We start from the raw sequence: 11,136 nt of genomic DNA on the forward strand, positions 1-11,136 counted from the left end.
CGAAGGTCAGGCTGCAGTCGTGCTTCATCTCGCTTATCCCTTGTTTTCGATCAGACAGTTGCCGCCATCCACCACCAGCACTTCGCCGGTGATGTAGCTGGCTTCGGGCGAGGCCAGGAAGGCAATGGCGGCGGCCACCTCCTCCGGTCGCCCGGAACGACCCAGCGGCGTGCGCCGCCCGGCCTGGATTTCTTCTTCGCTGCTGGAGCCGGTGGCAATCCAGCCCGGCGCCACGCTGTTCACCGTCACCCCGCGCTGCGCCACTTCCAGCGCCAGCCCCATGCTCATGCCGAGCATTCCGGCCTTGGCCGCGCTGTAGGCCGACTCGCCCGGATTGCTGGCCCGCGTGCCGGTGGTGGAGCTGACGTTGACGATGCGCCCGTAGCCGCGCTCCAGCATGCCCGGCAGCAGCGCACGAGTGAGCAGGAAGGCGCTGGTCAGGTTGCGCGCCAGCGACAGGTTCCAGGTTGCCAGGTCCATCGCCGCGAGTTCGGCGAAGGGTTCGGGGCTACCCTGCATGGCCATGCCGGCGTTGTTCACCAGCACGTCTACCCTTCCCCATTGCGCCTGCGCCCACTCGGCCAGGGCAAGGACGTCGCCTTCATCGGTCAGGTCGGCGGGCAGAGCGCGGGCCTCGAAGCCCTCGGCGCAAAGCTCCTGCGCCCGCTGCAGGACCCGCTCGCTGCTGGCGGTGAGCAGCAACTTCACACCGTTGCGCGCCAGCCGGCGGGCACTGGCGAAGCCGATGCCGGACTCGCTGCCGGCGCCGCTGACCAGAGCTACCTGGCCGGCCCAGGCGGACTCATTCGTGACATCTTTCATGGGCATCTTCTTGTTCTGTGATCACAAAATTCGTTACAGGGCAGATTATCAGGCAGTCGCTTCGCTGTATTGACATTTTTGTGATCACAAATGGAAGATGTGCGAAATAACAAACGAGGTGTGCAACATGACCGCCAGCGGAATCGCCCAACAGGCCGTGGATATTTTCACAGCCCGCGAGCGCCAGCGCTTCCTGGAACAGAATCCCAAGTCCGTCGCCCTTGCCGAGCGCGCGCACCAGTCGCTGTACGCCGGCGTGCCGATGCATTGGATGGCCGACTGGTCCACGCCCTGCCCGCTGTTCGTCGAACGCGCCCAGGGCGCCCGCTTCTACGACGTGGACGGCCATGACTACGTGGACTTCTGCCTCGGCGATACCGGCAGCATGTTCGGCCACTCGCCGGCGCCGATCGCCCGCGCCCTTGCCGAACAGGGCGCGCGCGGCCTGACCACCATGCTCCCCGGCGAAGACGCGGTGGTCTGCGGCGAGCTGCTCGCCGCGCGCTTCGGCCTGCCCTACTGGCAGGTAACCGCTACCGCCACCGACTCCAACCGCTACGTGCTGCGCTGGGCCCGCGCGGTGACCAAGCGCAAGACCCTGCTGGTGTTCGACGGCTGCTACCACGGCACCGTCGACGACGTGATGGTGCGCTACCGCGACGGCGAAACCGTGCACCGCTCCGGCCTGGTCGGCCAGGCCTACGACCTGACCCAGCACAGCCGCTCCATCCCCTTCAACGACGTCGAGGCGCTGGAAGCCGCACTGGCCCAGGGTGACGTCTGCGCGCTGCTGTGCGAGCCGGCGATGACCAACATCGGCATGGTCCTGCCCGATCCGGGCTTCATGCAGAAGTGCCGCGAACTGACGCGCAAGTACGGTTCGCTGCTGATCATCGACGAAACCCACACTATCTCCACCAATATCGGCGGCTGCACCCAGCTGTGGAACCTCGACCCGGACTTCTTCGTGGTCGGCAAGCCGATTGCCGGCGGCGTGCCCTGCGGCATCTTCGGCTGCAGCGCGGAGATGGCCGAACGCATGGCCGCCTCGCGCAAGAGCGCCCAGGAAGACAGCCACGGGCACGGCCACAGCGGCATGGGCACCACGCTCTCGGCCAACGCCCTGGCCATGCACTGCATGCGCGCCAACCTGGAACAGGTGATGACCCAGGCGGCCTACGACCACATGCTGCCGCTGGCCAAGCGCCTGGCTGATGGCTTCCGCACGCTGATCACCAAGCACGACCTGAAGTGGTCGGTGACCGAGCTGGGCGCGCGCAGCGAGTTCCAGTTCTGCCCCGTCTCCCCGCGTACCGGCGCCGAGGCCGAAGCGGCCTTCCACGACGAGCTGCAGATGGCGCTGCACCTGTACCTGATCAACCGCGGCATCCTGATCACGCCGTTCCACAACATGACCCTGTGCTGCCCGGACACCACCGCCGCGGACGTGGATCGCCTGATCGAGACCCTCGATGCCGGCATCACCGAGCTGCTGGCGATTCCCGGCGCGCGCGAGGCCTGATCGAAACTCCCCCTGTAGGAGCGAGCTTGCTCGCGAACCCGCCCCGCAGCGGATTTACAAAAGAGCGTTCGCGAGCAAGCTCGCTCCTACGAAGAGACAATTCGGCGCCCCGCGCCCACCGAGGACCACCATGCAATTCGCCGATCGAAAGGAAGCCGAAGCCTTCCTCGCCGCCCACCCGGACGTGCGCAGCATCGAACTCTTCATCATCGACGCCAACGGCATCCCGCGCGGCAAGCTGCTGCACCGCGACGAGCTGCTGGCGATCTACGACAACGGCCGCCCGCTGCCCAGCTCGATCCTCGCGCTGACCGTGCAGGGCGAGGACGTCGAAGGCACCGGGCTGGTCTGGGAAGTGGCCGACGCCGACTGCTGGACCTACCCGCTGCCCGGCAGCCTGACCCTGCAACCCTGGCGCGCCAGCCCCACCGGCCAGCTGCAGGTGAGCATGCACCCGACCCAGGGCCTGCCCGCCACGCCCGCCGACCCGCGCCAGGCGCTGTCCCGCGTGGTCGACCGGCTGAAGTCCGACGGCTTCCACCCGGTGATGGCGGTGGAGCTGGAGTTCTACCTGCTGGACAAGCAGCGCGACGCCAACGGCCGCCCGCAGCCGGCGCTGCAGATGAACGGCATCCGTCCGGAAGCGCCGCAGGTCTACGGCGTCTACGAGCTCGAACAACTGCAGCCGTTCCTCGACGACCTCTACGCCGCCTGCGAAGTGCAGGGCCTGCCGGTACGCACGGCGATCTCCGAGTACGCGCCAGGCCAGGTCGAGCTGACCCTGGAGCACCGCTTCGACGTCATGCAGGCCATCGACGAAGGCGTGCGCTACAAGCGCCTGGTCAAGGGCGTGGCGAACAAGCACGGCCTGCAGGCCTGCTTCATGGCCAAGCCGTTCGGCGACCGCGCCGGTTCCGGCATGCACCTGCACGTCAGCCTGGCCGACGAACAGGGCAACAACCTCTACGCCAGCGAAGACATTCACGGCACTCCACTGCTGCGCCACTCCATCGGCGGCATGATGGCGCGCCTGCTGGATTCCCTGGCGATCTTCTGCCCCAACGCCAACTCCTTCCGCCGCTTCCAGGCCAACAGCTATGCGCCGCTGGCCAAGAGCTGGGGCGTGAACAACCGCACCGTGTCGTTCCGCGTGCCTGGCGGCCCGGCGAAGAGCCGGCACATCGAGCATCGCATCTGCGGCGCCGACGCCAACCCGTACCTCGCGGCGGCGGCGATCCTTGCGGCGATCCATGAAGGCATCCGCGAGCAGATCGACCCAGGCGCGCCCATCGTCGGCAACGGCTACGAGCAGGCCACCGAATTCCTCCCCACCGACTGGCTCACCGCGCTGCGCGCGCTGGAGTCCTCCACCTGGGCGCGCGACGCGCTGGGCGAGGAATTCCTCAAGGTGTTCCTGGCGATCAAGTGGGAAGAGTTCCGCCAGTTCATGGGCGAAGTCGGCGAGCAGGATTGGCGCTGGTATCTGCATCACGCCTGAACGACTGACCGAAACGGCGGATAACCGTGAACGGTTATTCGCCCTACGTAAGATGTCCCCTGGGCTCCCGTAGGGCGCATAACGCGAAGCGTTATCCGCCATTTTGCGCCCAGCAATCAGCTCACCCGCCGACACGCAAAAGACTTACGAAAAATTTACCCTGCCAGAGTGAAGATTCTGGTCTTTTCTTGGTCAGTAGTTCCACGGGGCGCGGCTGAGCGCTTCCGTGGTCAACGCGGCGCCGCCGGTCTGCCTGCCGGCCGCCGTCCTCTCTCAGGCAGGGAGAACCCGTAGACAATGAGCACTCCCGTCGTACTGATCACCGGCGCTGCCGGTGGCCTCGGAAAAGCCATCGCCAAACGTTTCGCCCAAAGCCACTGGCGCATCGCCGCCACCGATGTGGATAAAGCCGGCCTGCATGCGCTGAACGCGCAAGTACCGCTGGACGCCACCGCCGTCGGCGACCTGCGACGAGCGGACAACTGCCACAGCCTGATGTCCGACATCCTCGCCCGCACCGGCCGCCTCGATGCCCTGGTGAACGCCGCCGGTGTCTGGCGCGAAGGCCCGGTGGAAGACTTCAACGAGGACGACTTCGACCTGGTCCTGGGGGTCAACCTCAAGGCGGCGTTCTACATGTGCCAGGCCGCGACGCCCTACCTCAAGGAAAACCACGGCAGCATCGTCAATATCTCCAGCGACTCCGGCCGCCAGGCCTATCGCGGCTCCGCGGCCTACTGTGCGAGCAAGGCGGCGCTGACCATGCTCACCCGCACGCTGGCCCTGGAACTCGCCGAATCCGGCGTGCGGGTCAACGCCATCTCGCCGGCCGACATCGCCACGCCGATGCTCGACTACCAGGCCGAGCGCTACGGCCAGGGCAACCCGGCGGCCTACAAGCGCGAACTGCTGAAGGATTATCCACAGGGCAAGGTGGCGCGCTTCATCCGCCCGGAGGAAGTCGCCGAGCTGGTCTGGTACCTCTGCAAGCCGGAATCCGAAGCCATCACCGGTGCGGACCTGGCCATCGACTTCGGCCTCTCGGCCGGGCGCTGAAGCGCAGCGACGTGAACGGGCGGCCAGGGGTCGCCCGTTTTCGTTCAGGGCGTTGTTCGAACGGCAGATACACCGCTGGCGAAGGGTCCACTGGCGCCGCTGCTCAATCAGGGATATAGAAAAAACTGTGTCGCCAGCCGCGCTCGGGTTGTCCAGAGTGAGGCCCCTTTCCTTTTCCCCAGACAATTGCCCGAGAATTCCATGGAACCTGGCAACCACCAGCTCAGCATGACCGTCCTGATGACCCCCGACATGGCCAACTTCTCCGGCAATGTCCACGGTGGCACCCTGCTCAAGTACCTCGACGAGGTCGCCTACGCCTGCGCCAGCCGTTACGCCGGCCACTACGTGGTGACCCTGTCGGTGGACCAGGTGATCTTCCGTCAGCCGATCCACGTCGGCGAACTGGTCACCTTCCTTGCCTCGGTGAACTACACCGGCCGCACCTCCATGGAGATCGGCGTGAAAGTGGTCACCGAGAACATCCGCGAGAAGTCCGTGCGCCACACCAATAGCTGCTTCTTCACCATGGTGGCGCTGGACGACGAGCGCAAGCCGATCGTCGTGCCGCAACTCGATCCGCAGACCAAGGACGAGAAACGTCGCTTTGCCCAGGCCCAACAGCGTCGGCAAATTCGCCAGGAGCTGGAACAGCGCTACAAGGAGCTTCGCGACGAATGACGGACGTTCGCGACATTTCCTGAAAAGAAATCCCGCGTGCCGCGGAAATTTCCCAATGCGTCAACAGGTTACCCTTGCGTGAAAGCAAGGTAGGAATTGATTACTACGCCTAAACTTTTCACACGCGGGTTTGCCCCCGTGACCCACCGTCGAGCGACCCGGTGCTGATGCGCAGTCCGGTCGCTCCCTGAGTGCCCGGAGCCCAGACCATGCATCACACCCCGTTACTGACCACCCTCGCCGTCGGCTTCGTGCTGGCCTTCGTCCTCGGCGCCCTGGCCAACCGCCTGCGTATCTCGCCGCTGGTGGGCTACCTGCTCGCCGGTGTGCTGGCCGGGCCGTTCACCCCCGGCTACGTCGCCGACCAGGCGCTGTCCGTGGAGATCGCCGAACTGGGCGTGATCCTGCTGATGTTCGGCGTCGGCCTGCACTTCTCGCTCAAGGACCTGTTGTCGGTGAAAGCCATCGCCATCCCCGGTGCGGTGGTGCAGATCGGCGTCGCCACCCTGCTCGGCCTGGGCCTTGCGTGGATGATGGGCTGGAACTTCGGCGGCGGGCTGGTCTTCGGCCTGGCGCTGTCGGTGGCCAGTACCGTCGTGCTGCTGCGCGCGCTGGAGCAGCGCCAGCTGATCGACACCAAGCGCGGGCGCATTGCCATCGGCTGGCTGATCGTCGAGGACCTGGCGATGGTCCTCACCCTGGTCCTGTTGCCGGCCCTGGCCGGCTCCCTGGGCGGCACCTCCGACGGTGGCGACGGCGGCCTGCTGATGCCGATCCTGCTGACCCTGGGCAAGGTCGCGGCCTTCGTCGCGGTGATGATCGTCGGCGGTCGCCGCTTCGTGCCCTGGGTGCTGGAGCGCGTCGCCAAGACCGGCTCGCGCGAGCTGTTCACCCTCGCCGTGCTGGCCATCGCCCTGGGCATCGCCTACGGCTCGGCGGTGATCTTCGGCGTGTCCTTCGCCCTCGGCGCGTTCTTCGCCGGGATGATCCTCAACGAGTCCGAGCTGAGCCACGAGGCCGCCGAGAACTCGCTGCCGCTGCGTGACGCCTTCGCCGTGCTGTTCTTCGTCTCGGTGGGCATGCTGTTCAACCCGGCGATCCTGATCCAGGAGCCGCTGCCGGTGCTGGCGACCTTCCTGGTCATCGTCTTCGGTAAGTCGGTGGCGGCCTACGTCATCGTGCGCATGTTCGGCCACCCCAACAGCACCGCGCTGACCATCGCCGCCAGCCTGGCGCAGATCGGCGAGTTCTCCTTCATCCTGGTCGGCCTGGGCGTCACCCTGAACCTGCTGCCCGAAGCCGGTCGCGACCTGGTGCTGGCCGGCGCGATCCTGTCGATCCTGGTCAACCCGCTGCTGTTCATCGCCATCGACCGCCTGCAGGCGCGCCAGGAGCAGAAGGCCGAGAGCGAGCCCGGCGTGGTCCAGGTGGAGCCCCAGGACCTGCCGCCGCCGGTGCTGGAGCACAACCACGCGATCCTCATCGGCCACGGCCGCGTCGGCGCGCTGGTGAGCGAGCGGCTGCGCAAGGACAAGGTGCCGGTGGTGGTCATCGAGGACAAGCGCGAGAAGGCCGCCGAACTGCGCGAGCACGGCCTCTGCGTGGTGGTGGGCAATGCCGCCAATCCCGATGTGCTGACCCAGGCCAACATCACTTCGGCGCGCTGGCTGCTGATCGCCATTCCCAACGGTTTCGAGGCCGGGACCATCGCCAGCCACGCGCGGGCGATCAACCCGAACCTGGACATCATCGCCCGCGCCCACTTCGACGCCGAAGTGGATTACCTGGAGCAGAACGGCGCCAGCCTGGTGATCATGGGCGAGCGCGAAATCGCCCGCGGCATGGTCGAGCGGGTCGAACGCGAGGACGCCGCCGCGGCACCGGGCGACGACCACCTGCCGCAGTCGGCCTGACGCCATGCTGCGCCGGCTCTACGACTGGACCATGCGCCTGGCGGGCCATCCGCGGGCGGAGCTGGCGCTGGGCGGAGTGACCTTCGCCGAGAGTTCGTTCTTCCCCATCCCGCCGGATGCACTGCTGGTGCCGATGGTGCTGGCCAACCGCGCCAAGGCCTGGCGCTACGCGGCGATCTGCATTGTCAGCTCGGTGCTGGGCGGCATCGCCGGCTACTTCATCGGCCTGCTGCTGTTCGAGACGGTGGGCCAGGCGATCCTGGCCTTCTACGGGCTGCAGGAGAACTTCGCCGAGGTCGCCGAGCGCTACAACGAGCTCGGCTGGCTGATGGTGCTGTTGGGCGGCGGCTTCACCCCGCTGCCCTACAAGCTGATCACCCTCACCAGCGGGGTGACCCAGCTCGATCTGGTGCTGTTCATCGCCCTGAGCGTGGTGGCGCGTACCCTGCGTTTCGCGGCGACCTGCGCCCTGCTGTTCTGGGCCGGCCCGGCGCTGCGCGAGGCCATCGAGAAACGCCTGGGGCTGGCGTTCGGCCTGCTCACCGCGATGGTGGTGGGCGGGTTGCTGCTGGGCAAGTACATGCTTTGATCCGCTCTTGGTAGGAGCGAGCTTGCTCGCGAACCACCCAGCGCCAACGCCAGAGCTGCCAGGAAATCCGTTCGCGAGCAGGGGCTAGGCGCCCATCGGTCCCACAAGGAAAGTTCGGCGCGCGGGACTCGCCCTCTCCCCCGCCCTCTCCCTGAAGGGAGAGGGAGCCGATCGGCATTCTGTGGATAACTCGGCGTCAGCCAGCGAACTCCACTCTGCCCGCCCGCTCAGGACAGTCCCCTCTCCCCCGGGAGAGGGTTAGGGTGAGGGTGAGGGGCGCACCCAGCGCAGGATTCCCCCCTAAAACCCCGTTCAGATCACCCCAACTTCACCGCCTCGAACTTCACCCGCGGATGGGCGATGCGGTCCTGGGCGCGCACCAGCTCCAGCTCGTAGCTGCCGCAGGCCTGGGTCTCCAGCAGCACTTCGTGCACGGCGGCGGCGCAGAATTCGAAGGCTGTGCGCAGGTCGTCGCCCAGCAGCAGACGGGCGAGGAACAGGCCCGAGGTCAGATCGCCCACGCCTACCGGCTGGCGCGGGAAGGCCAGCAGCGGGCGGCGCAGGTGCCAGGTCTCGTCGAGGGTCACCAGCAGCATCTCGAAGGCATCCGCCGGCTTGCCAGGGTAGTTCAGATGCTTCACCAGGATCGCCTTCGGGCCGCGCACGAGGAGGCCACGGGCCATTGCCGCGCAGTCTTCCAGGGAGGTCGGCTGGCGGTCGCAGAAGCTGTCCAGCTCCAGCTGGTTCGGGCACAGGTAGTCAGCCACCGCGGCGGCCTCGTGGAGCAGAAACTCACCGACTTCCGGGGCGACGATGCAGCCCTTTTCCGGATGGCCCATCACCGGGTCGCAGAGGTAGACCGCACGCGGGTTTGCCTCGCGGATGCGGCGCACCACTTCGAGGATCGAACGGCCCTGCGCCGCACTGCCCAGGTAGCCCGACAGCACCGCGTCGCAATTGCCCAGCTCGCCAATGGCAGCGATGCCGTCCACCAGCGCCGGAATCTGCTCCGGCGGCAGCACCTGGCCCGTCCAGTGGCCATACTGGGTATGGTTGGAGAACTGCACGGTGTTCAGCGGCCAGACGTTCACCCCGACGCGTCGCATGGGGAACTCCGCGGCGCTGTTGCCGGCGTGGCCGAAGACGACGTGGGACTGGATGGCGAGAACGTGGGGAGTGCGCGGCATAACGGTGTCCTGCTACAGAATGGGGCAGTATGGGGCGCAATTCACACGCTGTGAACATCCCCCTCTCGCCGCCCGGCGGCGGAGTGAGTAAGCTGATGCGCCGATTCCGAGGAAGCCGAAGTGGACCTGGGCAATCTTTTCATTTTCATGCTGGTTGTCGCGGGCGCCGCCTGGTGGTGGCGCGCCCATGGCATCCGCGAGCGTGCACTGGTCCTGGCCAAGCAGCACTGCGCGCGCGAGGGCGTGGAACTGCTGGATGACGCCATGGCCCTGCAGCGCTTCCGCTTCCAGCGCGACGGCCGCGGCAACCTGCGCCTGGCCCGCGAATACGCCTTCGAGTTCACCGCCACCGGCCAGGAACGCTACGCCGGTAGCATCGCCATGTTCGGCCAGCACCTGGGCCGGGTCGAGTTGGCGCCGTTCCGCATGGAGCCGGAGCCGCGCATGCCGCTCTCGCCGGTCGCTACCTTCCATCCCGCCGCCCAGCCGGTGGACGAAGAGATTATCGACGCGGTCTTCGACGACACCCCTGCAGCGCCGCGCGCCAAGGCAGAAGTGGTGCGCCTGGACGAATGGCGCCGCGCGCACCAGGGCAAGAAAGTCGGCGACTAGAGCTGCGCGCGGATCTTCCGCCAGTCCTCTTCCACCGCCGCCGTCATTGCCTTGCGTAGCAGCCGGCAGCGCCCGCGATGCCAGAGTGAATAGCGCCGCTTCTGGTTGCGCCGGCAGCCCTCGAACAGCCAGTCGGGATCGAAGCCGTCCCACACCCCCGCCGTCACCCAGCTATTGCTCCAGACCACCGGCGCCACTTCCAGGCGATAGATCGCCTCCAGTTCTTCCGGCGGGTAGCCGCTGATTGCCAGGGTGCTCGCGATGGTAGCGAGATCGGCCTCGTCCAGCTCGGTATCTAGCCACAGCTCGGACAGGGCCAGCCAGACGGACTCGCGGGCCGGGTCGTTCATTCGTGGCCCAGCAGGAAGCGCGACACGCGCTCGGCGCTGTCTTCGGGAAACTCCTGCATGAAGCAGTGGCCACCGTCGACGCACTGGCCGCTCACCACCGTGTTCGAAGCGCACCAGCGTGCCACCGACTTGGGCACGAACGGGTAGGTGCGCTCGCCGAACAGCACCTGGGTCGGCGTCACCACCTTGCCCAGCGACGGCCACAGGCGCTTGGGAAAGGAACTGAAGATTTCCGCCTCGCGGCTGGGCCGGCATTTCAGTTCGACACCTGCTTCGGTGCGCTTCATCGCGTTCTCCACGTAGGCCCGGAGCGCGGCGTCGGTCCAGCCCTTGAAGATACCGCGGCCGTGCAGGCCGGCGTAGGCCGCCTCGCGGTCCGGCCACTGGCTGCGCCGCGAGCGCGCCTTCTGCACCATGGTGCGGCGCTTGTGCAGGCCGAGTACTTCGGAAAGCGCCATCACGCCGATCATCGCCGGGGTAAAGAGCACCGGGTCGAGCAGCACCGCGCGGCGGAACAGCTCGGGATGCCGGCCGAGGATCAGGCTGGTGAGCACGCCGCCAAAGCTGTGCCCGGCGGCGTAGTGCGGCACGTCGCCAAAGGCTTTGTTGCCGGCCTGGAAGGCCTCCACCGCCATCTCGGCATTGCGGTTCCAGCCATGGAAGCGCCCGCCGTGGTCACTGTCGCCGTGGCCCTGGACGTCGCACAGCCAGAGGTCGAAATCCTCCGCCAGGACTTTCAGCATCGGCTCGTAGGCACGGCCACAGAAGCCATTGCCATGCAGGAAGTGCAGCAGCGGCTTGCCACTGGGCTCGCTGCGCCAGCCGCGCAGGGTGAAACCGGCGGACCCTTCGTGGGTCCAGGACGACAACTGCATCGAAGCTCTCCATCGGGATGCGGCAGTTTAG

General features: G+C 66.9%; 11 protein-coding genes. 7 read left to right on the forward strand and 4 right to left on the reverse strand.

Annotation, left to right across the window (positions count from 1 at the left end; translation table 11 throughout):
- Nucleotides 1-33: 33 nt before the first annotated feature.
- Nucleotides 34-822: an SDR family NAD(P)-dependent oxidoreductase gene (locus tag A9513_RS01130; RefSeq protein ID WP_065083751.1), complete on the reverse strand. Its 789-nt coding sequence runs from the start codon at nucleotides 820-822 to the stop codon at nucleotides 34-36.
- Nucleotides 823-949: 127 nt separating this feature from the next.
- On the opposite strand from A9513_RS01130, the gene A9513_RS01135 reads away from it, so the two are divergent.
- The 6 genes from A9513_RS01135 to A9513_RS01160 all read left to right on the forward strand — a co-directional run bounded on the left by A9513_RS01135 (nucleotide 950) and on the right by A9513_RS01160 (nucleotide 8,081).
- Nucleotides 950-2,344 carry an aspartate aminotransferase family protein gene (locus tag A9513_RS01135; RefSeq protein WP_065083752.1) on the forward strand — a complete coding sequence of 465 codons (1,395 nt, stop codon included), beginning with the start codon at nucleotides 950-952 and terminating at the stop codon, nucleotides 2,342-2,344.
- Nucleotides 2,345-2,474: 130 nt separating this feature from the next.
- A complete protein-coding gene (locus A9513_RS01140) occupies nucleotides 2,475-3,842 on the forward strand; it encodes a glutamine synthetase family protein (protein WP_065083753.1) in 1,368 nt (455 codons plus the stop codon).
- Nucleotides 3,843-4,139: 297 nt separating this feature from the next.
- Nucleotides 4,140-4,898: an SDR family NAD(P)-dependent oxidoreductase gene (locus A9513_RS01145; protein ID WP_024766837.1), complete on the forward strand. Its 759-nt coding sequence runs from the start codon at nucleotides 4,140-4,142 to the stop codon at nucleotides 4,896-4,898.
- A 201-nt stretch (nucleotides 4,899-5,099) separates the two neighbouring features.
- Nucleotides 5,100-5,579: an acyl-CoA thioesterase gene (locus A9513_RS01150; protein ID WP_065083754.1), complete on the forward strand. Its 480-nt coding sequence runs from the start codon at nucleotides 5,100-5,102 to the stop codon at nucleotides 5,577-5,579.
- A 209-nt stretch (nucleotides 5,580-5,788) separates the two neighbouring features.
- Complete coding sequence (gene ybaL / locus A9513_RS01155; protein ID WP_024766835.1) at nucleotides 5,789-7,492, forward strand: YbaL family putative K(+) efflux transporter; 1,704 nt, start codon at nucleotides 5,789-5,791, stop codon at nucleotides 7,490-7,492.
- A gap of 4 nt (nucleotides 7,493-7,496) precedes the next feature.
- A complete protein-coding gene (locus tag A9513_RS01160) occupies nucleotides 7,497-8,081 on the forward strand; it encodes a YqaA family protein (RefSeq protein WP_024766834.1) in 585 nt (194 codons plus the stop codon).
- 317 nt (nucleotides 8,082-8,398) lie between these two features.
- On the opposite strand, the gene pdxY is transcribed toward A9513_RS01160, so the two are convergent.
- Nucleotides 8,399-9,268: a pyridoxal kinase PdxY gene (pdxY, locus tag A9513_RS01165; RefSeq protein ID WP_065083755.1), complete on the reverse strand. Its 870-nt coding sequence runs from the start codon at nucleotides 9,266-9,268 to the stop codon at nucleotides 8,399-8,401.
- Nucleotides 9,269-9,388: 120 nt separating this feature from the next.
- Here pdxY and A9513_RS01170 point away from each other — a divergent pair, with 120 nt between their 5' ends.
- Nucleotides 9,389-9,880: a DUF3301 domain-containing protein gene (locus tag A9513_RS01170; protein ID WP_024766833.1), complete on the forward strand. Its 492-nt coding sequence runs from the start codon at nucleotides 9,389-9,391 to the stop codon at nucleotides 9,878-9,880.
- Here A9513_RS01170 and A9513_RS01175 read toward each other — a convergent pair.
- Nucleotides 9,877-10,230: a hypothetical protein gene (locus tag A9513_RS01175; RefSeq protein WP_065083756.1), complete on the reverse strand. Its 354-nt coding sequence runs from the start codon at nucleotides 10,228-10,230 to the stop codon at nucleotides 9,877-9,879. The two genes, A9513_RS01170 and A9513_RS01175, sit on opposite strands and share 4 nt — an antisense overlap.
- Nucleotides 10,227-11,105 carry an alpha/beta fold hydrolase gene (locus A9513_RS01180; protein ID WP_024766831.1) on the reverse strand — a complete coding sequence of 293 codons (879 nt, stop codon included), beginning with the start codon at nucleotides 11,103-11,105 and terminating at the stop codon, nucleotides 10,227-10,229. The genes A9513_RS01175 and A9513_RS01180 overlap by 4 nt, the downstream gene beginning before the upstream one ends.
- Nucleotides 11,106-11,136 lie beyond the last annotated feature (31 nt).

It is taken from the genome of Pseudomonas sp. AU12215, assembly GCF_001675465.2.
Classification (GTDB): Bacteria; Pseudomonadota; Gammaproteobacteria; order Pseudomonadales; family Pseudomonadaceae; genus Pseudomonas; species Pseudomonas nitroreducens.